General features: G+C 47.2%; 27 protein-coding genes. 5 read left to right on the forward strand and 22 right to left on the reverse strand.

Features of this window, described 5'->3' with window-relative positions; translation table 11 throughout:
* Positions 1–197: 197 nt before the first annotated feature.
* On the reverse strand, positions 198–917 hold the full coding sequence (locus tag SJ312_RS11150; protein WP_319867689.1) for a GGDEF domain-containing protein: 720 nt from the start codon (positions 915–917) through the stop codon (positions 198–200).
* Between the two features lie 111 nt (positions 918–1,028).
* Here SJ312_RS11150 and SJ312_RS11155 point away from each other — a divergent pair, with 111 nt between their 5' ends.
* Positions 1,029–1,919, forward strand: a complete 891-nt coding sequence (locus tag SJ312_RS11155; protein ID WP_319867690.1) for an IS982 family transposase — start codon at positions 1,029–1,031, stop codon at positions 1,917–1,919.
* A gap of 163 nt (positions 1,920–2,082) precedes the next feature.
* Here SJ312_RS11155 and SJ312_RS11160 read toward each other — a convergent pair whose 3' ends face one another.
* The 14 genes from SJ312_RS11160 to SJ312_RS11225 form a co-directional block, all read right to left on the reverse strand.
* Positions 2,083–2,790 (reverse strand): hypothetical protein, encoded by a 708-nt coding sequence (locus tag SJ312_RS11160; RefSeq protein ID WP_319867692.1) that lies wholly within the window; start codon positions 2,788–2,790, stop codon positions 2,083–2,085.
* A gap of 89 nt (positions 2,791–2,879) precedes the next feature.
* The gene (locus tag SJ312_RS11165; protein WP_223419533.1) at positions 2,880–3,953 is read right to left on the reverse strand and encodes a primase-helicase zinc-binding domain-containing protein; all 1,074 of its coding nucleotides are present in this window, start codon (positions 3,951–3,953) and stop codon (positions 2,880–2,882) included.
* 91 nt (positions 3,954–4,044) lie between these two features.
* On the reverse strand, positions 4,045–4,386 hold the full coding sequence (locus SJ312_RS11170; RefSeq protein WP_001014427.1) for a hypothetical protein: 342 nt from the start codon (positions 4,384–4,386) through the stop codon (positions 4,045–4,047).
* Positions 4,386–4,883, reverse strand: a complete 498-nt coding sequence (radC, locus tag SJ312_RS11175; protein ID WP_319867696.1) for a RadC family protein — start codon at positions 4,881–4,883, stop codon at positions 4,386–4,388. The genes SJ312_RS11170 and radC overlap by 1 nt, the downstream gene beginning before the upstream one ends.
* An 82-nt stretch (positions 4,884–4,965) precedes the next feature.
* Positions 4,966–6,621 (reverse strand): VWA domain-containing protein, encoded by a 1,656-nt coding sequence (locus SJ312_RS11180; protein ID WP_319867698.1) that lies wholly within the window; start codon positions 6,619–6,621, stop codon positions 4,966–4,968.
* 75 nt (positions 6,622–6,696) lie between these two features.
* A complete protein-coding gene (locus SJ312_RS11185) occupies positions 6,697–7,131 on the reverse strand; it encodes a hypothetical protein (protein WP_319867700.1) in 435 nt (144 codons plus the stop codon).
* A 61-nt stretch (positions 7,132–7,192) separates the two neighbouring features.
* Positions 7,193–8,146, reverse strand: a complete 954-nt coding sequence (locus tag SJ312_RS11190; protein ID WP_053426188.1) for a DUF3150 domain-containing protein — start codon at positions 8,144–8,146, stop codon at positions 7,193–7,195.
* 98 nt (positions 8,147–8,244) lie between these two features.
* Entirely contained in the window at positions 8,245–9,012 is a 768-nt protein-coding gene (locus tag SJ312_RS11195) for a hypothetical protein (protein ID WP_053426189.1), read from the reverse strand.
* The gene (locus tag SJ312_RS11200; protein ID WP_319867705.1) at positions 9,012–9,971 is read right to left on the reverse strand and encodes an AAA family ATPase; all 960 of its coding nucleotides are present in this window, start codon (positions 9,969–9,971) and stop codon (positions 9,012–9,014) included. Before SJ312_RS11200 ends, SJ312_RS11195 begins: the two co-directional genes overlap by 1 nt.
* 209 nt (positions 9,972–10,180) lie before the next feature.
* Complete coding sequence (locus SJ312_RS11205) at positions 10,181–11,197, reverse strand: YqaJ viral recombinase family protein (RefSeq protein ID WP_000862954.1); 1,017 nt, start codon at positions 11,195–11,197, stop codon at positions 10,181–10,183.
* 60 nt (positions 11,198–11,257) lie between these two features.
* The gene (locus SJ312_RS11210) at positions 11,258–11,401 is read right to left on the reverse strand and encodes a hypothetical protein (RefSeq protein ID WP_008844794.1); all 144 of its coding nucleotides are present in this window, start codon (positions 11,399–11,401) and stop codon (positions 11,258–11,260) included.
* A gap of 81 nt (positions 11,402–11,482) precedes the next feature.
* Positions 11,483–12,301 (reverse strand): phage recombination protein Bet, encoded by an 819-nt coding sequence (gene bet / locus SJ312_RS11215; RefSeq protein WP_000414664.1) that lies wholly within the window; start codon positions 12,299–12,301, stop codon positions 11,483–11,485.
* A 79-nt stretch (positions 12,302–12,380) separates the two neighbouring features.
* The gene (locus tag SJ312_RS11220) at positions 12,381–12,800 is read right to left on the reverse strand and encodes a single-stranded DNA-binding protein (RefSeq protein WP_319867707.1); all 420 of its coding nucleotides are present in this window, start codon (positions 12,798–12,800) and stop codon (positions 12,381–12,383) included.
* A gap of 15 nt (positions 12,801–12,815) precedes the next feature.
* The gene (locus SJ312_RS11225; protein WP_032482164.1) at positions 12,816–13,142 is read right to left on the reverse strand and encodes a hypothetical protein; all 327 of its coding nucleotides are present in this window, start codon (positions 13,140–13,142) and stop codon (positions 12,816–12,818) included.
* A 367-nt stretch (positions 13,143–13,509) separates the two neighbouring features.
* On the opposite strand from SJ312_RS11225, the gene SJ312_RS11230 reads away from it, so the two are divergent.
* Positions 13,510–14,112, forward strand: coding sequence for a hypothetical protein (locus SJ312_RS11230; protein ID WP_001963923.1), 603 nt, complete (start codon positions 13,510–13,512; stop codon positions 14,110–14,112).
* Between the two features lie 158 nt (positions 14,113–14,270).
* Positions 14,271–15,044, forward strand: coding sequence for a hypothetical protein (locus SJ312_RS11235; protein WP_050504481.1), 774 nt, complete (start codon positions 14,271–14,273; stop codon positions 15,042–15,044).
* A 153-nt stretch (positions 15,045–15,197) separates the two neighbouring features.
* On the opposite strand, the gene traN is transcribed toward SJ312_RS11235, so the two are convergent.
* The 7 genes from traN to SJ312_RS11270 are packed head-to-tail and all read right to left on the reverse strand — an operon-like array spanning position 15,198 to position 24,967.
* Positions 15,198–18,890 carry a conjugal transfer protein TraN gene (gene traN, locus SJ312_RS11240; protein WP_032482163.1) on the reverse strand — a complete coding sequence of 1,231 codons (3,693 nt, stop codon included), beginning with the start codon at positions 18,888–18,890 and terminating at the stop codon, positions 15,198–15,200.
* Between the two features lie 2 nt (positions 18,891–18,892).
* On the reverse strand, positions 18,893–19,921 hold the full coding sequence (locus SJ312_RS11245; protein WP_032482162.1) for a TraU family protein: 1,029 nt from the start codon (positions 19,919–19,921) through the stop codon (positions 18,893–18,895).
* Positions 19,905–21,032 (reverse strand): TrbC family F-type conjugative pilus assembly protein, encoded by a 1,128-nt coding sequence (locus SJ312_RS11250; protein WP_319867711.1) that lies wholly within the window; start codon positions 21,030–21,032, stop codon positions 19,905–19,907. The genes SJ312_RS11245 and SJ312_RS11250 overlap by 17 nt, the downstream gene beginning before the upstream one ends.
* A gap of 7 nt (positions 21,033–21,039) precedes the next feature.
* Positions 21,040–21,552 (reverse strand): S26 family signal peptidase, encoded by a 513-nt coding sequence (locus tag SJ312_RS11255; protein WP_187386332.1) that lies wholly within the window; start codon positions 21,550–21,552, stop codon positions 21,040–21,042.
* Positions 21,536–21,883, reverse strand: coding sequence for a hypothetical protein (locus SJ312_RS11260; protein WP_015066569.1), 348 nt, complete (start codon positions 21,881–21,883; stop codon positions 21,536–21,538). The genes SJ312_RS11255 and SJ312_RS11260 overlap by 17 nt, the downstream gene beginning before the upstream one ends.
* Positions 21,876–24,275, reverse strand: coding sequence for a type IV secretion system protein TraC (traC, locus tag SJ312_RS11265; RefSeq protein WP_024008831.1), 2,400 nt, complete (start codon positions 24,273–24,275; stop codon positions 21,876–21,878). The genes SJ312_RS11260 and traC overlap by 8 nt, the downstream gene beginning before the upstream one ends.
* Positions 24,275–24,967: a DsbC family protein gene (locus tag SJ312_RS11270; RefSeq protein ID WP_001228924.1), complete on the reverse strand. Its 693-nt coding sequence runs from the start codon at positions 24,965–24,967 to the stop codon at positions 24,275–24,277. The genes traC and SJ312_RS11270 overlap by 1 nt, the downstream gene beginning before the upstream one ends.
* 378 nt (positions 24,968–25,345) lie before the next feature.
* Here SJ312_RS11270 and abiEi point away from each other — a divergent pair, with 378 nt between their 5' ends.
* On the forward strand, positions 25,346–25,882 hold the full coding sequence (gene abiEi, locus SJ312_RS11275) for a type IV toxin-antitoxin system AbiEi family antitoxin (protein ID WP_007105006.1): 537 nt from the start codon (positions 25,346–25,348) through the stop codon (positions 25,880–25,882).
* Positions 25,872–26,792, forward strand: coding sequence for a nucleotidyl transferase AbiEii/AbiGii toxin family protein (locus SJ312_RS11280; protein WP_032482158.1), 921 nt, complete (start codon positions 25,872–25,874; stop codon positions 26,790–26,792). The genes abiEi and SJ312_RS11280 overlap by 11 nt, the downstream gene beginning before the upstream one ends.
* Positions 26,793–26,817: the final 25 nt, after the last annotated feature.

A 26,817-nucleotide genomic window follows, 5' to 3' on the forward strand; every position in this document is an offset into this window, starting at 1 on the left:
TCAGTGAATTTCAGCTTTTGGCACTTAGCTGCCTGGCAACCGAGGTCTACTGTCGGGAATGAGCGAAAAGAAGAATTTCAAAACCTCAACACAATCCACATGCGAATGACTGCTTTTACTGCAAAACCTGATTTATTTTACCGGCCCAGACAGTGCCCTTAATATTTGCCACTTCAGATTACAGCTTAAATTAATCGTTACATAATTACCAGACGATTACGCCCAGATTGCTTGGCCTGGTACATTGCTTCATCTGCGCGTTTTAATGCTTTAGGTATTGTATCACTGTCTTGTATCGTCGTTAATCCGATACTAATGGTTATATGAAATGAATCTCCATTATCACCACTAAACGCTTTAAAGCGAACCTCGTCCAATAAACGTGTCATGATGCGTTGTGCGTCCTGCTCGCTAATGTCAGGCATAAACACAACAAACTCCTCACCACCAACACGCGATAAAATATCATAACCACGGATATTCTGACTAACAACATCGACCAGCCCTTTCAGCACTTCATCGCCGACCGCATGACCATAGGTGTCATTCACTTTCTTAAAATGGTCAATATCCAGACAGGCTAAGCTAAAAGCCCGACCAGAACGATGAAATCTCGCCAATTCTTTCTCCAGGTGAGCTTCCAGATAACGCCGATTAAATACCCCCGTTAGCGTATCACGAATTGCTAATGTCCACGACCTAGACTCATTATTACCAACATAAAAACCAAAAATAGTGAATGCGAACATTGTGCCGAACAGCAGATAGGCATATAAACCGGGTTGCGCTAAAAAGCTTTCTACAATGCCTTTTCCGGAAAGCCATTCAATACATAACCATCCTAAGGGTGAGCCTAAAGCGCCCACCCCGCCTTGAAGCATGCGCTTACGTGCATGGGTCGAAAACATTAAGCGCATATGTATACCCTCAATTAGTTAACCTGAACTCGGGATAAGAAAATTTGAACTAAAGGCCCTCCACGTGATCGGATCTTTCGACCAAGAGAAACCCCATCACACAGAGGGCCTATGCATAAATTAGTTGAAGTGTTTTGTGATGTCGATGATTTTTGTGCTGTTTTCATTCCTGAATGGGAAAAAACTCTGTTAACCGATGGAACACGTAAGCGTCAGCGCTCTGGCCGTATGACGATGAGCGAAGTGATGACTATCATTATCTTCTTCCAGATGTCCCACCATCGTGATTTCAAAAACTTTTACACTGGCTACTTGGCTCATTTTTACAAATCAGAATTTCCAAATTTACTCAGTTATACCCGCTTTCTTGAGGTGATGCCCAGTGCTTTGGTGCCTCTTTGCAGCTACTTTGCCAGCCTAAAAAGTGAGCCAACTGGCATCGAATTTGTTGATTCTACCAGTATTAAAGTCTGTCATAACTTGCGCATTCAGCGGCATAAAACCTTGTCAGGACTGGCGTGCAGGGGCAAAGGCACTATGGGATGGTTTGATGGATTTAAACTGCGTTTGATTGTGAATCATCAAGGAGGCATTGTGGCTGCAAAAATTACCCCAGCCAATGTACATGATACAAAACCGGTGGCCGACATGGTGTTCAGCCCCATGGATAGACTCTATGCAGACAAGGGCTATATCAGCAAAGCACTGTCCAGTGACCTACTGGAAAAAGGCATTACACTGGTGACAAACGTGCGTAAAAACATGCAAGCAAAGGCCATATCGTTGTGGGACAGAGTCATGCTCTCAAGGCGGTTTATCATTGAAACAATCAACGACCAGTTGAAAAATATCTCACAGATAGAACACTCCAGGCACCGCAGCGTGCATGGTTTTATGCTGAACATGATTGCAGGGCTTATAGCCTATCAATTGAAGGACTCCAAGCCACAACTGAACATCACAAACGCGGAGTTTAATGCTATTACAGTCATGGCTCGTTAAACCGATCTCAGGTTAGTTAAGTGGCAGAGTGATGTGTACAAAGTCAAAAGTTAAACTTTTAATGACCGGTTCGCAATTCAAAGTGAATTTTGAATCCCTACATAGCGAAATGTCTGCAATTGGCACATAAGTAATATTCATAAAGTGCGAATACTACATTAGCTTACTTTACTGCAAAAACCGTAACCAATGTCTTCATTGAGTCACCCGTAATCATAACAAAGTACATCTTGCTCTCCACGTGCTGCCAGAATTCGGCCTCTTGTGCATATTTTTTTGCTTTTTTAGTAACGACTCTTTCTGGTAACTCGGCTTTAGTTAGCGCAGAACATAACAGCTTTGTGCACAAAGCCTTCCAAGGATGCTTAGGTACACCGTCTGAAAGCCTTTCCACAAACCGTTCCAGTGCATGACGAGTCACCACGACAGGTCCAATGTTCGGAACGTTGATGACCTCATCGATTTCTCTCACTGTAGCATTATCGACGCTGTATTCTTCGAAGGAATGTGAGAGCCAATCGTCCCGTTTCTCTACCGAGATCTGTGCTTCCTGGTATCGAGTAAGCAAAAACCTAGTCAGGATGTACAGTGAATGCTGAGTTGAGCGTTGTTTCTGTAACTTTTTGATGGCTCCTTTACTGACTCGGATTTGAAGCCCATTGCCGCTTCGGTTACTGCCCATCACTTCTTTCACTGACAAGAGGTGATGAATAGCATAGAGCTCAGCTGCAATTGGCTTTTGCTGCTCAGGTAGCTTGTCGTATTGCTCACCTAAATTGACCTTTAGCTCGCCACCTCTTCGAATGCCGGTCTTCCAGTAAACCGTAAACTCACCATCAATCTGCTTTGTTAACAGGGTTAATACCATCATGTTTGTTTCTCCTATTGGTTATCTTTTTTTCATTCTCCATGTTTTTTCAAATATGCAAGGCGCAAAAAAAGGGGCCGAAGCCCCTTGGATCAGATATGAACTTTCGGAAAGCCCATGGCACCGTAAACATTCAGCACATCATTCCAATCCCAACTTTTCACGCCAAGTGACGTTGGTATCGGAGGGATCAGGACTTGTGTCAGAATGCCTTTCTGCCAGGCTTTTTTCTTGAGTTCATTCGCTGCATTCAGGCCGGTCTCAGAGAGATCGTGATCTGCCCAGATGTACAGCATTTTCACATTACTTGGTGGTTCAAACCTAGCCAGTAGCGTTGCATTCACAACCGACCAACATGTTTGTCCCGTTGCTCTGGTAACCGCTAGAGCTGTTTCGATGCCTTCAGAAACACCTAATACTCCACCAGGTTCACCTATCGGAATGGCACCTCCAGTGATTGCTCTGTCACTTGGTATCGGCATCATCTTTTTAGGCTTTTCAACCGGCGCTTTGAATCCATCTTCACTTAGGTAGATCCGATGAAACGTGGCCGAACGCCCTTGCTGCGTAACGATTTTACCTAGCAGCGCTGGGTAGCTATCGATAAACAGACCATCTTCATCATGGTAAGGCAAGCTTGGATGAAACCTCAGCACCGAATCCCATTCAGGACGAAGCCGCGTCACAATGCCACGACGATGCAAGTAGTTCCAAACTGGTTGCGCACGAGTATCTGCAAGAGATAGCGTTTCTCCCCAGGTTTGATTCAAGCGATGGATAATCGCTTTGTCCTCGTCCTGCTTTCTAGCCTTCCAATCAACAGCGTTACGCGTTACTACCCGAGAAGGTGCTTGTATTTGTCCGGGTTGAATACCAAGAACTTGGCCAATTGCTTCAATAGACTGAGCAAAGTTCCACCCATTAATCCAAGACAACAGTTCAAAGCCATCATGAAAGATACCGCAGGTATTACAAACGCCACCACCGGTATATTCAGCATCTTTGAAAAGCCTAAAGCCATCACGACCGCCATGAACAGGACAAGCCACATGACGGCCTTTTCGAGCAATAGCGGCATCAAGTTCTGGCACCAATGCCGCTAATACTTGAAGCCATTGGTCGTTAAGATATGGCCTTACTGTTTCAATTTGTAAAGGTAACGCCATATAACCTCCTTAAGTAAAAAGCCGACTCCTACCACTGGTGGTAAAAGTCAGCTTGGGTCCTGCATTAAGCCGTTTGGTTAATGCAGGAACGTTAGTCAAGCTGGATACCATGTCGTCTTAATAGCCACATGATGGAATCACGAAGCACATCAGGATCGACAACCGCAGCCATCGCGCAAACACGAAAGCAAAATGGCGCTAATTCGTCATTTTTAATCCACGACAACACATCCTTTCGCAACCGAGTACTGACACGGCCATCCAGCAATACTCGGATCGCATCCAATAGAATGCCTTCGCGTAACTGCCAGATTTCCGTGTCAGACCAAGTGACTGGGGCATCATCAAACTCAAATAGAAATTCGAGCTGTGATGATGTGTGTTGATGGGACTGCTTTTGTGATGTAGGAGAATGGGCAATGCGCCCATTCATTAAAGATAACCGCGTTCGGCAAGCGAAACGCAGCCCTCGGATGCGACCACAACATGGTCAAGCGTTCGAATATCAACAAGTGACAAGGCGTCACGGAGTCGATGAGTGATGCGTTTATCAGCTTCACTAGGTTCAGGATCACCCGATGGATGGTTATGAACCAGTATCACTGCTGCCGCATTAAGCTCTAGCGCACGCTTTGTTACTTCCCTTGGATACACGCTCGCCGCATCTAAAGTGCCTTTGAACAGCTCTTCAAATCGAATAACGCGATGCTTTGTATCAAGAAACAGCACTCCAAAGACTTCGTGCTCATACTCGTGCATCAGTGTTTGCAGGTATGAGAACGCCGACGATGGCTGTTCAATTTTGCGACCTTTACTCAATCGACCACGAGCAAGCTTGAGCGCCATATCTAATATATCGGCTTCGGTCACCTGCTCAGGAACGATGTAAGTACCGGCTTCTTCGCCAGCTAAGAACTCTCTGTTTTTCATAGGAGTCTCCAAAAAAAACGGAGACGAACCCATGCCCTGACGGGGACAGAATCGTCCCCGCAGGGTGGTAAAGTTGATGTGGTTACTGAATTAACAGTTGTTGTGTTACTTCGAATAACTCACGCTTCAGATCTTTGACGTCGTTAATCACGATGCTTTGAGGAAAGAATTTCTCAACACTGCGTGTTTGAATCCCGATCCCCAGCAGCTCAAAGCCACTTCGTCTGCAACGGTCAACAATGTCATGCGTAGCAGCCCAGTCATCTGGGTCACCATCGGTTAGCACTATCATTAGCTTTCGCTTCTGTTTTTGTGCCAACAAACTGTTTGCCGCAAACCACATAGCTTGTGCCATAGGCGTACAACCTCGTGGTTTTTGGTCAAAACAGGCGGCCCGATGTCGAACCGATTGCTTGGGCAATAACGCGATAGAAACTTCCTGATTAATACCAGGAAAATAACTGACCGCAGGTACAACACCCGGTATACCTTCCAATGCCATGGCCAAAGCCAAAGCAGCTTCATTGGCAACATGAAAGTACTTGCGATTACCTTCGCCAATGGGTTTACCCATTGAGCCCGATATATCGACAAGCAAGTGCACAGCAGCATTGGGCGCAATGCGCGGCTGCCTTTGAATAAACAATCTCGACTCACCTGCTTGGGAAGCGGCAAGACGATGGGTTGCAACTCGAAGACCGTGCCGTTTGGCATGATTCCGATTGTCCTGACTGGACTGAACCATACCTCTAAGTCGGGCTCGAATTTGAGCCGACTCAGACGCCGATAAGGTCAAGATGGCCTCATCACCCAACATAGCTTGCTCTGCTTGGGGCAAACTGAGTGGAGTGACGCCCTGATGTCCTTCAGCTTGTTCCGACAACACTTCTGCCACTTGTGCAAAGGTATCGGGTTCAAACTGAGCGGCACTGGCCTCTAAGGCTTGTCGCAAATTGTCAGCTTGATCAGAGTTATCTGAATCACCCGTTTCAGCAAAATCCCCCGTTGCAGACGAATCTGTTTCTGGGGTTTGACTATCACTACTGTTATTGCTGTCATTACTCGCATCTTGTCCAATGTCATTACCGCTATCAGCATCCGACTCATCCTGTGGTGGACGAGATTCTTCTTCCAACATGGCAACGATGGCATCGACAAGTTTCAGCACTTCACCTGTAGACCCTAAGCTAGGCACTGCTGTCAGCATGGCGCTTAACCGGCTCATCGCTGCGGCAGGAAAGAGTTGTCTCACTCTTTCATCAATCGCTTGATACAAAGGCGTCAGCGCTTTCTGGCCCAGAAAATGGCATCTCAAGCGGAACAACAACCATGCTTGCAAGTTAGATGCAGGCTCAAGCTGTTCAGGTACACACATTTGCTGTGTGTCCACCATGTACTCAATCACTTGCGAAATACTGCGCCTGGTTCCGGGGTAATCCTTTGCCAATTCGTTTTCAATGCGAACATCCTCAATAATATTGAGAAGTGCCTTACGGATCGGTTTGGACGACGCCTTCTGCACCATGTCAAAATTGGTATGCCGAATATGCGCCGCTTCATGAGCCAGATAACCCCAAGCTATCTGTTGATAGTGCGGGTCGTCTGGGTTTGCGGTTGGGATCACAATCCGCTCACCATCGGTAAACGCATCTTGTCCTTGAATAAGCACCTTCACACCAAACTTTTCGCCATAAGCTGCGGCAACGATTGGCAGTGCGTTTTTTAATGGATGATTCATGGGAGTCTCCTAATCATTAGGGGGAATACTCCCTCAGCGGGAGTATTTCCCCGCTGGGAATGAGGGTGTTTTAACCTATGCTTTTAGCTTATCCAGGTCGTATTTTTGACCTAACCAAGCCACCAATTGAGCAGGACTTTCATGCTGCTCAAATGACGTTTTAAGATGGTTTAAACTGAGGATGTCATCCAATGTCAGACCGTACTGGTCTTGTAACTGAGTAGACACCTCGTGTTGATATTGCAGCCAGGCCCGCTCATGAGCGGTTTGCTGCAATGCCATGTTTGGAACAAATACCATGGCCGTTACCCAAACCCCTTGTGCGTCCGCATCTGCGATCAGCATAGGGTTCTTGGGGATTACGACACTATGTGTTGAGTACGACCGTTGTACTAACGTTCGACAACACGCCACTTCTGGTATCGATTCACTTTCAACAGAATCAGTCACACCACGAAAATGTGCTTCAAACTGGTTCAGTTGGCTGGGGTTATGGATAGTTGATTGCATAATTTTCTCTTACATAGTTCAGAGGACATGCGCCCTCCAGGGCAACATGCCCCCAAGGACGTTAGAAATAAAATGAGTTTGGTACAGTCGAACCAAGGTTTGGTCTGACGGTTGGTTGTGGTATTGCACGTAAGTTATCTGCCTGAGCAGATACCGGCTGTGCGGGTTTAGGTTCAGGTTTGGGCATCAGTTGTCTGATATCCAATTGACCTTCACCGTGCATTCTCATCTTGTCTGGATCAGACAAAATTAAAATGGTCGCCATCAGTTCGTGATAGAGATTGTCTGTCACAGGGCCGGTCTTCGGCAGACGAACAAATAAATTGTCCATCGCTTCAACCATTGGCTGAACTCGATGATCCAGGAAGGACAAACCATCCAACTTGTCTCTTAACCGTTTGAGAGGATTAAGGGCTCGCTGGCTGATTTGATTCTTACCTGCAACGGAACGCTCAAACAGTTCATTGGCATCACGAGCCACCTCCCTAAAGAGGGTGTGTCCCATACCATTGACCTTGTCATCTAAGCCACCAGCTTGGTCAGCCGGTTGCATTCGATAGATGGCATAATCGAACTGAAGCCGTTGTTCCACGTCTTCGATGGGTGATAATGCACGTCGGATTGCATCTGCAAATTCCGGGTGTTTCGCAACCCAGTCAAACGTCACCTGATCATAGTTGTCCAAGAACAACTGCTTGCACTGCGCAAACTCCTGACCGATCCGGTCAAGCTCAGGAACAATCTGATCAATTCGATCTTCAGGGACGGCATAGCCACCTAAAAACCGTACACCGACTTGCTCACACAAGCGCTGCGCTTCTTTCTTAAGCCTTTCAAAGTTCGCCAATGCCTCTGGGTCGCAAATTTTTTTACTCCCTAAGCTGGCAACATCCTTCGGTGGAAGTTGGCTGCCATTGGCTAATCTGAAATCTTCAGGCCGTAGTTTTTTTCTACCGCTCCAGATGGAACAGTCGATGTGACAAATCAAAAGTTTGTCGAGGGTTTGAATACTCATAGTGCATCCTCATGCGAGATGGGGACACACCACTCCCAACAGGAGCAATGGCCCCCGCTTGGGTGGTAGTAGTTGACGCGCTAATGGCAATACCGCTATCAGAAATAGTAATTTTGCGAATCAGGCGACGATTGGTTGAGATCGATTTTCACAGGCATTAAGTCCAGTGCTTCAGCTATCGGGCGAACCCGCTCTAAATCACTGCCTAGCAACCGCAAGACATCTTTTTCCAACTTCAGTTGGTCAGATACTTCTATCCCTTCAGGACTCGCTACTGTGAGCGAACACAGTGGTGGTAATTGACGCTTAAAGGCGAGTAACAGCAACAATGGCCACGGGCCATCATCAGTGTTAACAATGCCAGCGCCTTCACCTGACACCATGCTAATTTGATTGGTACTAGGTAATCCGCTTTTGCAAAACCCTAATGACCACTCTCCAATCCTGACCTGATTATCATCAATAACAGCCAAGCCATAGGCTGCAAGCAGCTTTGCCATATCGAACAACGCTTTTTGTGCCAGCGAGATTTGGCCATTGACGTCCTTGCGAGTACGAAACTCCCAACTGACGTTATTGGCACACGCGACGCTATCTAGCGCATTTGAGAGTTCAAATGGCCGCCCTTGATGATCAATGCCGACTTGTCCAACCAATCGATAACCCTTATTGATTTTCTCATTGATTCGTCGGTCTGCTTCAGCGTTAGGATCAGTCGAATCAATCAATCGCTGCTGCGACAATTGACCTGCTTTTCCAAACCGAACTTCAATCTCCTGGTTATCTGATCCAACGTAAATCGCCCATTCTTTGGCTGTCCCATCAGAATGACTGTAACGGTAAAGAGCAAAGCACTTTTCCATCATCAATCCTCCCAATGGTCACCGAAGACATCAGCGGCAATACGGTGAATGGCTTCACGTTGCTCCAACTCAGCACGAGCCGTCAAAGACCGAACCAGTGCATACTCCACTGCGTTGGGAGCGCCTTTAAAAGCAAGTGTTAACTTTGCCCAGCGCACCAAGGTCCTTGTGGACATGGTGATACTGAGTTCTGCACCGCCATCCGCGCCCCCAATAAAAAGACGACGAATGTCACCAGCCACTTTCACCATTTTTTGGCGAAAGACTTCTGGCAAGCCCGGCGCAACGTTCTCCAGAATGGCTTCCTCTACAGAAGGCTCTGCATAGGTCGCTTCGATGATTCTAAAGCGATCAAGAAAAGCCAAATTCTGTTGAAGCACACCTTGATACAAGCCCGTTTGGTCACCGCTGCCCGCACTGTTGCCGGTAGCGATAAAACGAAACTTGTTATGTGGCATGATGATCTCTCCGCCATTTTGTGCGATGACCAACGGGGCACCTTCCAAAATGTCATTGAGCCCAGCCAGTTCAGCAGGCTCAGCAAGATCCATTTCATTAATGATCAACAAATGGCCATGCTTGACAGCCAGTGCCAGCGGTCCATACACAAAGGTCATGTTGCCATTAACCAGTGTGTGGTGACCGATAAGATCGGACAACTCCAACCGACCGTGCGCAGTAATTTGCTGAACAGGCCAATTCAATCGAGAAGCAACTTGGCAAATTAGCGAGGTCTTACCGCATCCAGTGGGGCCTGCAATATACAAACCGTCACCGTCTGAGTTAGACAAGAATGCCAATACGTCACGTAAGTCTTCTTTTCTAAAAACATACTCGTCCTTGCGAACGGGAATGTTTGGATGGGTAGTGTCGGCACTAAATCCTTCCAGAACGAAAGCATCAGGAGCCGGGACATTAAACGCTTGATTCACTTGAACCAAGAATGGGGATTGTTCAGTCATGGTAAACCTCATCAGTTTTGACGAGGCCCCATGCCCCAGCAGGGAATGAAGTCCCCGTCGGGTAGTGTGTTGATTGTGGTATGGCTGTGTATGTAAGAGTTCAGCTCGCTCTATCATTCGTACCCAGCATTGGCTACGAGTGAAACTGCTTTCTGATGCACTCGATGTAAGCGCATGAGAAAGGAGCCGAAATCGGCTCCAAGTGAACGTTAAAAATAAAATGAGCTCGGCGAGTCACCTGGCAGAACCAAGTTCTCTTGCTCAAGGCTGATTTTGATTGGTGTTTCAACGGGCTGCTCTGGCTTATTGGTGCTGATACGCAACCGCTCTTGTGGCGCTTTTCGGTAAGCGGCTAAAACCTGTTCGTCCAGTTCGCCTAATTTGTCGGTGGCCAATTGCTTATAGTCCACCGTACCCGCCATCATGTAGCGGCTGAGTTTGACCCCAGCATAATCCGCATGAGCGTAGTTACCCATCATGGCGACCAATTTTGACTGAGCGTCTCGCATTTCCTCTTTCAAAGATTTAATGTGATTTTCCAGTCGGACAACTTCGGCATGTGCTGAGCAATACTGGCGAGACAGCGATGTCCAGCGGTATTGGGCTTCACCCTTGGGAACAAAACAATCTTGCTCAGGGCATTTTGACGGTTCTTTTTTGGTCTGTACTAACTCCCAAAACTGAAGCGCTGTTTCTTGCAACTCAGTTAAGAACGCGGCGTCTCGTTGAATTTCAAACTCAATCAGTTGATCCTCAAAATAGAAAACCAACCAACCACGCGTGCTATTGGCGACCAGTATTTGATGCTGTACTTGCACCCAATACAACTGGTACGCCTCACTTTGTTCTCTGTGAGCTTGCACATCCTCAAAAACTGACTGGCAAGGACATTTCAACTCGACGGGTTCGCCCGCATCGTTGATGCCATCAAAGCTGGCTCGAAAGATTGCGTTATGATCGGCTTCTGCACATAACGGCAGAAGAAAGTCATTATGCGCATTCTCAAATGCTCGCCTTGCTTGAGGCTCCAACCGAATACCGCGAAGCACATTAGGATTATTCGATAGGTCTTCCGGTAATACGAATCCGGTTTTTTCTGCCCATAATCGCCAAGGTGTTTTGTAGGGTGAACGCCCCATAATAATTGGGGCTTCAGATGCCGTAACACCTGCAATGCGCCACTGGTGCCATGCAGGAGTACGTTGTGATAGGTCGATAACCTTCATATTGCCTCCTTTGAGGGGAGACTCCCCCGAAGGAGAGAACTCCCCTTCAGGGTTAAGTGGTTACTTTGCAGCTTGTGCTAACGCTGTTTGGTGCTGAACAACACTTGCTTGAACCGAATCAATTGCCGCTATACCGGCTTGAATCGAACCTACGACAAGGGCAACAACCAATACCAAGCGAAAAAGTGAGGCTGATTTAGTCATGGAAGATCTCCAAAAAAAGACGAGACCTTCCCCCTGACGGGAGAATAATCCCGCCAGGGTTAGTAGAATGAATGCGTGGCGCTAAGAAGCTAAAGGCTGTGTGAGCGCTTTGGCTGCTTGTTGCTGTGCATTAAATATTTCTTGTTTCGCAAACGTCAGTTCAACACCTTGAAAATGTTCATTGGCATATTCCAATGCACTATTCCAAGCGTTTGAAGCTTCCGCCCGCTCGATAAGCTTGTAAACAAGCCCTCGGGTTCGATCATCAACTTGCTCGGGTGGAATCACCGATGGCTCAACAACATGTGTTGCTTGGCCTTCGATAATTCGCTCCGCTTCGTCTTGATCGAAAATTCCCACAAAGCCAAACGCAATGCGAGAACACTGGATCATGGATTTATGTCTTAGCATTCGCTTAGTGTGCGTCTGCCATGGACCATCTACACGATAAGGGCCATTTTTGCCGTTACCTTCAAAAGGCGGTCGATAGACTTCATCCAGGTATTCAGTGATTTTGACTGGGTGCGAACGGTCGCGCCGATAGATGATGCATTCCATCCATTCTGGGCATTCTTTCGCGCCATCCATTGAGACTTTGTTTTCTGAAGTCTTAAACTCCATGCCATCAAACTGGTCGTGTTGATTGATGATGCGAGACCATCCATCGACACCTACCACTGGTATAATCCCAGCTTGTTTATCAGGGAACGCAAAAATCTCTTTGGTGAAAGGGTTCAAGCCGTACTGATCTGCAACCACCAAGAGCGCCATCATCTGCTCATTGGTCGGTGCACTACCGTCACGTTGCTTGAATGCTGTTGCTTTTAGGGTATCGAACAACTTGTTTGGATCGACACTAAAGCGCTCAGCAAAGCGTTGGATTAGCTTTGGTTTTTCCATTTTGGACTCCGACAATCAAAGTGGGAGTCTGCCCCTGACGGGAAAGTACTCCCGGCTGGGTTAAAGCGTTCTTGCTCGGTTAAAAATCTGGTTCAGGATAAGTTTGTGCCAAATTAGCTTGGGAGCCCGCATCATCCGCCGGTGATGGCTCAGATGCTTTATTCACACTGTCAAGAAGCAGAAACTCGTCCGCGTCCACTTCGGTCAATCGATGCTTAATGCCATCTTTCTCCCATGAGCGCGTGCGCTGAGGCCCTTGAACAAAAAGCTTTGCTCCTTTTTGGATTAAATCTTTTGCCCTTAGCCCTAACTTAAATCCACCACGATCTCGAAAAACGACCCGATGCCATTCCGTATGCTCTTTGAGCTCATTGGATTGACGGTCGCGCCATTTCTCAGAAGTGGCCAGTGAAATGCTGGTCACCAAATCACCTGATGGATAGGCTCGCGTCTCTGGCTCAGAGCCAACGTAGCCTATGAGTGTTACTTGGTTTTTCATGATGTTCTCCTCGTCTTAGTTGAACTCTGTGCACACAGCCGTTTCTGCCCGGCTGGGCAAAGAAGACTGACGACGCAGATAGGTTGGTATTTCGAGTAAAGCCATGTCGTACGGATGTGGCTCTTTGTAAAACGCAGATGTCAAACGGGGCATACCAGGAGCTTTAGGCACTGCCATTGGACGACGTTTTGGTGTTGGTGTGAGCAATCGCTTGATTTGAGTAAGTACAAATCGAAACGGGCGCACGCTTTGACGAGCAAGCAATCGCAAAAGCGACCAGCTCAGTTTTGCAAGCAACATAATGCCTGCGATTTGGATAATAAATCCGAAGATATATTCCATTGGTGACTCCTTAATTTGGTTGTGAAGGAGTCACCCCCAACTGGGGAAAACTCCCCCAGTTGGGTGGTGAAAAGGCGAACCGCAAGGAACGCATGGTTGAGCATGTAAAAACATGCAGGCTATTTGTTTAAGGAGGCTAGCTACCTCTTAGTACCACTGAGAAAACTCAGCGGCGGGCTTCCTTTGAGCTCATGCTCTCAGGCGCAGATATCACTGAAACAGATCAGCAATATTTGATAGTCAGTGTAACCGTCTTATCCAGACAGGATAGTTAGAAAGATGCTCAATTCTTCCACCTAGCTGAAAGGCCATTACCTCACAGAGGATTAGGCTAGGGACTGATTATTGTCATATCAGGAGCAAACTTATGGCCCAAGCAAAACCCAATTACTCAAAACCCATCTTTGAACAATCATTCACAATTAATAGCTTACAGGCGCAACGTGTCGTTGACCGTGTTTTTAGACGGACGGTCAGTGCGCTCTACGGAATCGATGTCATCCTACGCATCATTGGCGATGAGAACGAAATCGATGAAGTGGAACAGATCATTAGCCAGTTGATCGAGGATTGCGCTAAGGCGGTAGACAAAGAACAAGCTCGTTTGGACAAACTGATGGAGTCCAACGGCATCGATGAAGTACCTGACTACACCGACCCGATTACCTTCAACGCCAAAATCAGCTCGCCTCAGGTTGGCCAGTTTGTCGGCTTAGTTCGCAAACTCGATGCGTTGATGATCTCAATGGACACACTCTGGTTGTCTAGCGTGCTTAGCAACAAGCAACGTGTTGATGGCAACTACGCATGGCAACAGCGCATCATCAAACTGGCTCGACGCATAATTGATATCGAAATTCGAGCACGAAAATCAGCCCAAGCTAAGGGTAAAGAAGCAGAAGTTGAGCAAGCGGTGCCTTCAACCGATGACGATATCACTGAAGAGGAAACAGATAACCCCGCCAACTAGCCAGCTAGGCTCCCATCACACAGCCCCTCTCGAAGGGGCTTTTTCAATTCAGATAGTGTCCCAAAACTCTCTGTTACTTCTCAAGTGTAATTACAGTTGACTTAAATTGTAATGATCATTACATTTATTGTAAGTAACATTACTTATGAGTACCAGCAATGCAAATTGAACTATCGCAAGAAACTTACCTTCGCCTTGGTAAACACGTAATAGGATTTGAGACACCGGATAACGTGATCTGTAGGCTTCTTGATTTCTATGAATCCAGAACGGTTACTGAAAAACCAGAATTAGTATTTATTCCAAGTGAAGATGAGTTTAGGCAATGCTTGATAAATCAAAAGCAAGCTTGGAAGGTTTTTCAATATGCTGATGGCCGAGTCTCAACTGAAGAATGGTCTGCTCAACAATTTGGAGAGCATTCGAACCTTAAAGCCAATATTTGGTCTGGAGCCTTGAGAGGCTGGAAAAATAAAGGAATCGTTAGATTAACATTAACAACAGAAAAGCCTGATATTGAATCTTTTAGATTTTTAAAACATGAAGGGGAAGTGGATATGGTGGAGCTACGAGTTGGAAAATTGGTAAAAGAACACATTGATGCCATTATCGGGCTTTGCAGTCAAACAGCGGATCATTTGGAGTTATTGAAAAACCTTGACTGGTGCAAAGAACACTTTGGCATATCTTTTCCGTTGATCATGATTTCAACGGAAGCGTCCAAAAATTATCATGAACGGTATTGGGTCAAAGAGTATACAATTAATGGTCAAGCATACCGTTTCTGTAGTCAGTTTGGAGGCAGTAACGCTGTAGGGACTAAAACATTATCTGAATACCATGGTGAGAAATTTCTAGCTTACTTAAAAAGTTTTAAATTACTAAAGCCAGCTTATACAGATAAACAAATTCGTTTTATTGTAAAAAGTTAAGAGCACTATCAGTGGTCATCATTCTTGCGATTTATCCTAAAAGGGAAACCACAACCACCATAAAGTTCCAAATTGGTTACCTTAAGGCACATTACGCTCATTAAAGTAACCAAAATGGAACATTATCGGGGCAGTTATTTTAGAAGAACATACTCAATTATTCCCCGAAATTTCTTCCGTCGCCTCCTGGCGTAATTTCTGAGCATCCATTCCGTTTAGCCTTTCAATGGCTCTATCTGCGGCACTTTGACGGTTTCCATCAACGTTTAGCGTACTTCCTGAGCCTGTGAGTCGTTCCAGATCCAGTGACGGTACTTCGGGTAGGTTGCCTGTTATCGATAAGATACCTATCCATTCATCCAGATTGACTTGGCTCCAATCCACCTGGTTTAACTGACTCGCGGTCAATCCTTCACAGTTGGGAGATTTCGCACTGCCCCAGCCAAGGCCCAATTGCGGACGAACTTGTTCTTGAATGATCCGTGAAAGCGGCGAAGTAAAGCAGCAATATGATTGCCGTTTCTCAACACAGGCACCTAAGAACTTAGACTTGCAGTAAGAGCCTACATAGTGGCAACTCTTCAATACCCGCTTGGCGTTCATCTCAAACTCACTCTGCTCACATTTCCAGATAAGCTGAATGAGGATCATGGTGACTGAGTAAATCATGTAGGCCGTCATAACCGTACTCAGAACCGCGCCCGCAGCGCCACCCAGCGCAAAGTTACCACCCGAAACGACACCATCGGCTCCAACTGCGCCACCAACGTTACTAAACAGTGCCGATTGCGCCCCCGAACCAAAGGTCGTACCTACCCACTCAGCCGTTTTGTTGGTCAACACCTGCATAAAGCCAGTCGCAGCTTGCTCCGCTCCCGCGCCAGCAGCCGTTGATGGCCCAGCCCCCATGAGAGAGTCCCATGCAGACACAAAAGGCTCTTTAACCGCACTCCAGGTACTCGTTATCGGTTCCCTAAGCGTATTCCACGAACCATAGATTGCAGAAGACGGATTCATGGCCATGACTGCCGTATCAAGCTTGTTAACCGCCACTATCATCGTGATGTAGTCTGATAACGACACGCCACTTGGCTTTTCACAGCAATCCACTATGCCGCCAACGGCTTTTTTGCACTGGCCAGCATTACCTTTAAAGACCGTACACTCGACGTTGTCTTGGCCGTCAGCTCCCGTACATGACATATCATTGGTCATAAACTGCGCCGCATTAAGCATGGCAGCAGCCTCTGCAAAGTTAGCCTGCTTGATTGACTCTGGCTCTAAACAATCTGTGCCCATACAGCGAACTGGCCCCTCACAGTTGTATTGAGTTTCCATTCGAGCGTTTTGCACTTCAACGCTTTGTCCGCAGTCATACACCAAACTTTGGATATAACAGAAGCCTTCATGACCAGCCCCGCCTTCAGTGCATTCGGTTCTGACATACTGACAGGCCGGGTTTTGCTCTAGCGCGGCACACGTATTGGTGGTCGTGTTTTGTCCGTTATTGACGATGGTTTGTGTATTACCATTGGCATCTACCCAGCTATCCGAGCTGCCCATGTTGAACTCAGGGTGAGCAGTCGAAGCATTGTAGGTCGCTTTTGCTCTCCAGCATGAGAGCCCCAGTCCATCAGAACTGCCGCGACTGGTTAAATGAGCAGGAGACGAAACAACCGCTGGATAAAGGCTTCCAAGATTGGCCAACTCGCCACTTCCAACCGTTAACCCGTCGATTCGTTTTGTGCCCGTATCCAAACACTGCCACTGCACCGCAGTAAACTGATCCGTTTGCATCAAGCATTGGTCTATGCCCAGATCACTTGATTGATGAACAACGTCTTGCTCTAAGTATTTGCCAGAGAAGGTCAATGAAGCGCTCAGTTTTGCAGGAGCCAAACACTTCTGAACTTCTCGGCTGCAAGTATCGAAATCAACTTTGTTCCAGCCGGATTCACATCTGGAACGAGTGACTTCCTGAGGTTCATGCCACGAAATAATCGACCCATTAACGACCTTGCACAATGAGCCAACCAAGGTTCCTTTTGGACAGGTCATTTCAGGGTATTTAATGGACGGTTTCGTCTCTGTGACCGTCTCCTTGTTGCCCGTCAATGAGAGTGTCGTTTTCCAGCCATTTGCCTTGGACGGCGACTCGGTGATTTTTATCTCAGTATTTTGATTATCAAACACTCTCAGCGTCGCGTTTCCAGTTTGCATAGTGCTGCTGTGCTGTGGAACAAAGCTGAGCATTTCAGAGCTAAAGCAACCGCGCTCAATAGACCAGCTTTGTTGATGGGTTTCAGCGGATACACGTCGTTCTAACTGACACTCAGTAAGCGTGCTGATCTTCTCGCACACCTGGTAATCCGGTACATGCTTGGTTTCAGTAAATGGCGTAATCGTCTGAGTAGGCTCACAGGCCTCAAAACTACTCGGCATAAGATTGGATACCACGCACTTTGGATCGTTGGTTTGCAATCCACAGTCAAAGGTATCGGTAAAACGAATGCATTCACCTCTATCATTGGTTTCGGCACATTCTGACGACATGAAGCCACAGGAAGGGTTCGCTTCAAGCACTTGGCAGGCCTGATTTTCAATCCCCTTATAGCTTTCATCATCCACACTAACTTGTACACGACGACACAAAGGCGATATGCCAGCCACTGGGCTTGGAGCAAAGTAGGATTCACAAACTGAAACACCATTAACCACCGTACATCCGTTGGTTGAAGACGGCTGATCCGTGCATTGAATGCTGTAGTCTGAAAACTTTGTCGGGATATCCGCTGCTTGTTCGATACAGGATTGCGGCGACCAACTATCATTCATCACCACCTTGGTTGGATCAAAGCGTACCTTGATGCGTGCATACCCCTCACCACTACCCGTAACCGATACGCGAATTTTTATCGGCACTTCTAAACCGGGTTCTACCGCTTTTAGCTTGGCAGTGAGATCGGTATTTGGATTGCGCTCCCAACTGGTACTGAGCTCGCAGCGACCTGCCGTTTCTGGTGGAAAGTTATTGTTCGGCCCAGACCAGACTTTCTGATCGCCAAGCCACACTTGCATGTAGTCATCCCATTTGGCGTACTCAAGAACGGCAGAGGTAATCGCATCGGGATTCACGACTTTGAGTGTGATGGCCTGTTCAAATACTTTACAACGGCCACTCCAGTAGTTGTCACCAATTCGCCCTATCCAAACCTCAAGACAACCCTCACCACAAGAGCGAAGGTTCATCGGCCCTGAAACATGCTCAATAATGCCTGCCGTGTAATCGTGAGTAATCGTGCAGCTGTTAACCGCTGTATTGAGCCTGTCGCATTGCTGGTAATTTGGGCTACCTTCACCTTGAGACTCACAGCCTGGGAAGCTTTGTGTTAATAGATTGGGGTCAGTTTGAACCGCATCGGTTAATGCCCAAAGCGGATCATTGACCATATCTGGCCGCGACCTGTCTTTGATTTGCTGTAGCGAACGAAACGCCTCACCCGTAGCGCCACTTTCGGATGCCATGCTCTCTTGGCGCTGCGTCCCCAATTGATTCATGCTGGTATCAGAGCCATAAACGCCCGTTAAGACATCCAATGAGCCCTGATCCATACCAGGGAATAGCTCTTGCAAGTTAATGGACTCATTACCACTGCCACTCGGCACCAACAATGTATTGCCGTTAAGTGCGGGCATCGTCCAGTTTTGCAGTAATTGCTTACCTTCTTGTTGTCCGCTTAAGCCGGATTGGCGCTGCACATCAGCGGCCACACCATGTAAGGGCAAGCACGCCATAGTGATTGATAAAACACCCGCTAAAACTCGGGTAAAAAGTGTTGGTTTCATAGTTAACCTCCCGAGTTACAGCAGTCTTGCCAGCGCCACAAAATGTAGAGCGCATCTTCACCGGCACCGGGGATCGTTCGCCACTCTCCCCATTTCATGGTGCTTTCACCGATGACATGCGCACTTTCAGTTTCTGGTACAGGGAAGAACATACTCATCTTGTATTGGGATTTCGGCAGCATGGGTTCGATAACAGGTCGGCATAGCGCACTGTTCCCCATTGTTCGCCTAGCAAGACCACGCCTGTGTTGAGCCGCGATTGCACGCGCCGCTAAATGGCTGGTGTTTTCTGCTAATGAGCCAATGGCTAAGGTGTGGCCAGATAAGGGATAGAGATGGCCCCAACTGCCAGCACACCAAAACAACTGGTCGATGGGTTTACCAAGCGTCGATGAGGCAGCGTCAGCGGTACAAGCCGAAATAGCCAATGGATTGGCAACGGCAGCAGCTTCAGGCTGAGTAAAAAAGGCCAGTTCATCGTTCAGCCATGTTGGGTCCAATTCCGACAAATACATCAAGTCAAAGTCCATGTAACCATCGGCATTGCAATTGCCATCCATGAACAAATCGAGCATGACCAAAAGCGGAAAGGCGTAATAATGGTAATGGTAGAACGCAAGATCACCGGTATCGTATTCACCTTCACCATGACCACCTTGCAATCGTCTATCACCTAACGGTAAACGAATCCCTCCCAGTGAAGGCGAACAACCTGGCGTTCTGACCAGTTCAATCAAACGCGCTGGCTCCCACATGCTGGTAACAATACCTGGCCTTGGCACGCCTAAGTTGTCTTCACATAAGCAAAATGACTTGTTTGATGCGCCGCTTGGGACACTGCCAGAGCCAAGAGGAAGACCGGCAACCCGGATAGGAAAAATGCATGACCAGCAAACATCCGTCAGCAACTTACCCGACAATAAACCCGCGTCTGGGCAGGTCAGTTCGGCTTTTGCAGGAATAGATGCGCCAAGGACAAACATGACAACGAGAGTCCGCAACAGACGATACGTATTATTGAGCTTTTTCATGAACAAGCTCCTTTGCTGGAATTTCTTCTATTTCAAACGCGAGCCCCTTTGCTTGAACAAACGATGGGGTGACTTGCAGATCAAAGCGCTGCTTTAGCGAGGCATTGAGAAGGTAAACCGGACTATCCAATGTCTTTTCGAGCGCATTGAGGCGATTCCAGCCTTGGGCACGGTCGAGCTGCGTGGTGATAAGCGTAATGCGGCGCAGTGTCCTATCTTGCGTCTCAAGCCAATGCGCTACTGCGTCCACTTCTTCAGCGTTCGACGCATTAAACACCACAAGCTGCTGAGTGAACGGCAAGGCTTTTAGCGGGTTAATACGCGTTCCTGTTGGGATCAATGTTCGGCCATTGGCATCCAATAGTGGCCGCTGCATGACGATGGTTGGATCAACCGTTCTTATCCGATACTGCGTGGCTTTGGGTAAGTCAGTGAATGTTTGGCGAGACCAGAAACGCTCAATGGCTTTTTTCTTTAATGCGCCCAGGTCAATCGACTGTAATCGCTGCATCGCCACTTGCATCAAATCCGGTTCTAAAATCGAATGAATCGGACCGCGTTGACCCAATGAACCGGTATTGCCGGTTTCAATTTGGCGTTGCAACCAGTCCTTGCTGTAAACCCCTAGTGCACTTGCAGTCACCTTGTCATCGTCTATGCGAAAAATGGCAGGCACGCTAGTCACCCGCCAGTGCACAAAGGCTTTCGGATCGATTCGAACCTGAGGAACAGGATCAAGTCCCGCCATCAGGGTATGCCAATCACGGATAGCCGCCCCCAAGGTCTTTCCTTCAGGAATTCCCCGAAACAACACAATAGCACCGGTAACACTGGCCTCTTTAAATAGTTGCTTCAGTGACGAATCCCCCAATGAGGACGACGCAAATATCAACCATTCATCGTTGTGTTTGAGCGACACAGGTTGTTCAACCGGTGCAAAAGGCTCGATAAATTCAGATGAACCATCCACAGCACTTTGTAAAATGCTGCGGCTCATTTCGACGATCTTTTTGTCCTCGTCAGACAACGGATAAGGCTCTTGTGCCCAGGACACTTGAACCCAAGCCAATGGCGCAACCAACAAAAATAAGAGGTATAGTCTTCTCATCATCCACCTCCTACCAAAGCGGCCAAGCGCGACCAACAATCTGCTCGCGCTTAACGGCATTCCAATAGCGGGAGTCGAAACTCGTTGCAGCCTCGCCGGAAAACCAATATTCGTTTTTTTGCAGCGTCAATGAGCGGCTAAATTGTGATTCCGCCACACCAAGACGCTGGGCTAATGCCATGCCGGTTGAGACTTCAGCACCGTTCACCAGAACATGCTCAGGCGTCACATTGACTTCATCCCCAGGCATCCCTGTTAGGCGTTTCAACATCCGAGTACCGTCGTTATATAACGGAGCGAGTCCTTTTGAGTGGAAGGCATACAGACCATCCTTAACGGGCTCTTTATTCCATAGGTCAATCAGATACACCGTGGTATCAGGCAGGCATCGCTCTTGCTGGGTATCGATACCTATTCGGTAGCGCATCATGGCGTAGGTGCCTACCACGGCCATGATTAACGCGAGAGCGGTCAACCGGATGAGATATGGCCGCCAAGGCATTCTTTTACGGAGTATCTGCATGAGACACCTCCTTTGAGCCTACTGGCACAAATACGGAATCATCAGCACCCACCACCGCTTGGGCATCCAGCACGATAAAACCGGCTGTTTTTAACTTTTCAATTTGCTGATTGGTCTGAAGCAACCTGGATTCGATGTCTTGTTCGCTGGCATTGGGGCCCAGTGACAACACCGCCTCCCCAAAATCTACGACTGCAATGGGCGTACTTAACGCCAACTGGCTGTGGATGGGTTCGAGTGTTTTCATTAAGAGCCAGCTGGTCATTAAACCGCTGCCTGCAATAGACAAAGTAATAGAGGCCATAAATGGCCAAAGCGTGGTCTTATTCATAGCCTCGCTCCTTCAACAACTGAGAGATGGCATCAGCAACAGAAAGGCCTTTGCGCGTTAACTGTTTAATCGCGTTTACATCTTCTGCACGGGACGAGTACAACAGCTTGTGAAACGGATCGACAATGAGGCGGCCAATCCCGGTGCCCATTTCGGTAATAAAGAAAATTTCGGAATAGACACCCGTGACGGTATGAACCGTTTTCAGGTATTCATAGCCGCCTTCACCCAGTGGCAAGCGGCCTTCTTTTTTGAGGGCGTTGATGGTTTCAGCTTTTTGACCAAGCAGGTACATATTGGCCGAGTTTTCAGCGATGGCTTTACCTGTAGGGCTGTCATACAAATCGTTGACCGACTGCGTTACCGTTACAGCACTGCCGCCATATTTTCGAAATCGCCGGTACCCCGTCTCGATGAACTTACCGACATCACCTTGAGTCAGCAGATCCCAGGCTTCGTCAATGAACACAATCTTGCGACGATCCCGCTCACCTAAGTACATCTCTTGTTGGATTTGGTAGATAAGCTGAAGCAACACCACTTGTTGCAGGTGCTTGCGTCCCTTGAGCTCTTCTAACTCCAGAACGGTGAAACGGTTTTTGAAGCGAATATTATTGTGGCCATTAAAGAAGCGGCCATATTCGCCCTGTGTCGTAAACGGATAGAGCTGCTCACCCACGTCTTGCACACGTCGGTCTTCGTGATTTTTTAAGGCCTCTGCCACATCATCAACTAACATGGCACGACCTTTTTTCTCCCACAGTTCACGGGTCTGACGTTTTAAGTTGGCCATCTGAAAATCCGTTAATGACTGCGTGGGTGCGGCCATTGCGGCCAATAACCCAACCAGTACGTCCGCTTCTTCGTCATAGTCCTCAACGATTTCAAACGGATTTAAGCAGATGCCACTGTCCCGCCCGAACTGTAAGAACTCACCGTCATAGACTTCACAGAGCTTTTCATAAGAGCGGCCAACATCAATTACCCAGCATTGCCCGCCTTCAGATAAGTAGGAGGAGATGATTTCGTTCACCAGGAATGACTTGCCCGATCCCGATTGCGCCGCGATGCAACAGTTGTAATTACTGCCCGAGTCATAAAGGGACACACTCATGATCTGGCCATTGCGGGAAACAAAGTTAATCACTGGCGTGCCCGTGCCTTTCCAATCTGCAAACAAAGGCAACAGAGGGATCACATGCCGTGTCGCCATGGTCTTGAATCGAAACAAGTCGTTCATCGCCTGGCGATCAGCACCAAATGGCAAAGCATTCAGGAATATGGGCAAACAGAAGTACTTATCTTCCATCAGTTCAAATCCGAGTTCTTTGAAATAGGTTCGAGCATTTGAAACAGAGCTGATCGACGCTTCTTCCGTTGGTGAAAACAGCGTCAAAGTCATATTTGCCCGAATAGGACGATCACCTTCTTGCAAGGCTTCAAAAAGAACATCAAATCCCTTTTTCTTGGCTGCAAGCACCGGCACAAACTTGAGCATTGGGCCATAGGCCTGATTGACCGCCCATTGACGCTTCGTCTCTAGACGAGATCGCATGGCCTCGGCTGAAGGAAAGTGAATGGTGACATTCAGCAAAAAGCTTCCGCGTAAACCGCGACTGCCCGTCATCATATCGCCCGCAAAACTTGCGGCATGACCAAACCAGATCCGTTCAGGCAAGCGCTTAAACGATAAGGTTTTAACTCGGTAATCACCCAACATCAGACCTTGGCTATCCACTTTGATAGCTCGGTCATAATCCAACACTTGCTCTCGAAGTGGTTTATCAGCCTCACTGCGGATTGGTGATGGATTGCGCCAGGAAGCATCTTTTCCCCAGTTAAGCTGCGCACTTAATGCTGCGAGCCAATTTCGGTCAGTCATCTCCGTGACGCGAAAACCAACTGTTGCCAGCGCCTGCGAGAAAGAAGCCCGAAGCGCGGATGCTCGACTCAACTCACGCTCCGTCGGTATAGGACTTTCCAAAGGCAATTTGCAGGTGACGATCAGTTGAAAGTTGCGTACCTGAGTCTGGGTCGATTCTTCTATCGGTTGAACCGTGCCCCCATCGAGGAAATCCGCACGTTTGCGTATCGACGCCCTAAGCAATGGATCGGATTGACGATGCCGTAAGCCCATCATGCGCTGAAGGTCGGTTTGAATATCAGGCGAGGCGTACAGGCCAAATTGCAGCAAAGTGTCTTTTGGCCAGTCGTTGTTGAGTAGAACATTAACCCTGTCTGCAACAGACTCATCACCACCAGGCAATGGGTCACATAGAAAACCAAAGCCAACACTCTGGTCTTCCATGAAAAACAGTTGCTCATCGTCTGAATAGGCCAATACTGGCAAGAGCTCTGAAGCGCGTTGCCCTGAATACAGAGAGGCTTTCATTAACGCCCCTCCAACCAAGCAGAAAGATCATAAGGACGGCCTCGGCTGATGCGACCATCATTGGCGACGATGAAAGGCACACCTTGAATTCCCAGAATTTGAGCGGTCACCAAGGTACGCTGCATTGGCTCTAAGTTGCAGGCATCATCCTGCTCTAGGTTACCAATCCGGCCATTCAGCAATGCATCGGTGGCCGCTTTCTTGTCACGCGCACAACCAAGCTGGCGAACCTGACGCTCTGAATCTGGACCAAGCACTGGCACAGGGAGTATTTGGAAGGTGTATTCTTTGGTTAGCGGTAAAGCTTGTTTCAAAAGCTCATGGCAGTGCGGGCATCGTGGGTCAACAAAGACCACCACTTTCTTTTTGCCTTCGCCTAAAGTCAGTGGGTTCAAATCATCCATTTTTAAGCCAAGACGACTTAAGTCCAGCGTGTTTCCCGCTTCTCGAATTTCTTCAAGGCTAGTAAGCGGCTTTTTGGACCAGGCATCATAGAGCGTGCCATCAATGACGAACCGGCCACTGTCTGACATGAAAACAATACGGCCATTGCTTTCGACCGCTTTCATACCCGTGACCGGCAAAGAAACCATGCCGTCAATTTTGCCAACGGGCGACACTTCAGACACAGGTTCAGCTTGAACCAATGGAGACAGCGCAAGCGCCAGAATAATTGGAGATAGTTTTCGCATGAGGAGTCCTCGTTAATGTAAATCGAGGCTCCAGTCTATGCAGTTGTCCTATATGGACTCGGTTAGATAGATTGAAGAATTGGGTGCCTTGCTAGGGTGCCACTTGTTGTTACGCACTATTAATTCAGGTATAGCTTTCATTCTGGCAGCCTTACAGGCTTACCCAATTCATCTAGTTTATCTAAACCCGCTTTTTCACACTCTGGGTGTTAAAATTCATCACTGGGTAAACTAACCAAGTCCTTTTAATCCCCCCTAGAGGTCAAGTTGACAAATTTGACGCTTTTTGGCGTCATTATTGTACACTTGCGCCCCATGAGAATTAAGTCTACACTTATGACATGTTTAAGTGCCATCCTTGATAACTAGAGGCGTATTGTGAAAAAGGCTGAGGCAATTAAAAAGCTATTAGAATATGACAAGCGTGGTCGCTGTGTTTTTACTAATTCAGATCTGGCGAAAATCTTTCATCAAGATAATGAACGAGCATTGCGTGCGGGAATTAAACGTTTGCAAGACGATGGCTTACTCACCCGAATCATTAATGGTGTGTACTTATACAATTTAGCGCAGTCGAAAGGCAGCGATACGTTGGAGCAAATTGCTAAAACCATTCGGCGTGGAGAATATAACTACATTAGCCTAGAGTCTGCACTTTCTGATTTTGGAGTTATTTCGCAAATTCCAGTAGATCGCTTAACTGTTATGACAACGGGACGTTCCGGTGAATTCAAAACACCTTTGGGTACAATTGAATTTACGCATACGAAACGAGATCCAATGGATATTTTAGAAAATACCAGTTTAGTCGGCAGACCGCTTAGGTTAGCAACGAAACAAACTGCATACAGAGACTTAAAACGAGTTGGCCGAAATACACATTTAGTAAGCAAGGATGGGCTATATGAAAATTGATCAAGAAAATTTCGCGCAATTGGTAAATAAAGCAATGCAGGTTGAAAATGTATCTCATATGCGCTCAGTGATAGAGAAAGAGCTCTTACACTACGATATTTTATTTGCGCTAGAGAAAGGTGGACTTCTAGACAAACTAACTTTTCAAGGTGGCACTTCATTGCGCCTTTGTTATGGCGGCAATCGTTTCAGCGAAGATCTGGATTTTGCTGGCGGGAAGGATTTCAGCTCAGCGATGCTGGCAGACATGAAACATTGTATAGAAAAGTACATTGGTGAACGATACGGGCTTGAAGTGACAGTAAAAGAACCAAAGGATCTAAAGCAAGATCCCAAATATTCTGAATTGAGCATTGATAAGTGGCAAATAGCTGTAGTGACTTCTCCTGAGAGAAAAGATCTGCCAAAACAAAAAATCAAAGTAGAAGTGGCAAACATTCCAGCCTATACAAGAGAGCCCCAACCTCTTCAAATAAACTATGATTTTTTGCCTGATGGATACAGTGATACGCTAATTTTGACAGAAAGCTTGGATGAAGTCATGGCGGATAAAATCATTTCCTTGCCTGCCACTACAAGGTATGTCCGCCACCGAGATATATGGGATTTAGCTTGGTTACAGCAACAAGGCGCGACACTCAATATGGACTTAGTTAAAAACAAGGTGTCAGATTATAAACTTGAGCACTTCAACAAAATGTTGGATAACTTTCTTGACCGACTTCCTGGTATTGTATCTAGTGAAGCGTTCATTGCAGAAATGAAACGTTTCTTACCAACAGATGTATTTGATAGAACCCTAGCTCAGGACAAGTTTCAAGTTTACCTGCAAAATATGTTGGCGAAACTATTTAAAACTGTGAGCAACGAATTACTAGGCAACGTTACTAATAATGAATTTAGAATGTAAAAAATTGGGTCTAAAAAGCAGTGAC

The organism is Providencia sp. CIM-Carb-044 (assembly GCF_033901115.1).
GTDB lineage: Bacteria > Pseudomonadota > Gammaproteobacteria > Enterobacterales > Enterobacteriaceae > Providencia > Providencia hangzhouensis.